This window comes from Escherichia sp. 94.0001, assembly GCF_013369155.2.
GTDB lineage: Bacteria > Pseudomonadota > Gammaproteobacteria > Enterobacterales > Enterobacteriaceae > Escherichia > Escherichia coli_F.
In genome coordinates, this window is record NZ_JABWMS020000329.1 from 1 (window position 1) to 243 (window position 243).

Annotated in this window: 1 pseudogene; it reads left to right on the forward strand. The window is 60.1% G+C overall.

What is annotated here, in order from left to right:
* Positions 1-243 (forward strand): annotated as a pseudogene (locus HEN33_RS25975) (phage tail tape measure protein); the annotation flags it as partial.

Genomic DNA, 243 nt, shown 5'->3' on the forward strand with positions numbered 1-243 from the left:
TGCTTAAGCAGGCAATGGTGGGGATTGTCGGGAGTATCGGCAGCGCCATTGGCGGGGCTGTTGGTGGCGGCGCATCAGCGTCAGGCGGTACAGCCATTCAGGCAGCTGCGGCGAAATTCCATTTTGCGACCGGGGGATTTACGGGAACCGGCGGCAAATATGAGCCAGCGGGGATTGTTCACCGCGGGGAGTTTGTCTTCACGAAGGAGGCAACCAGCCGGATTGGCGTGGGGAATCTTTACC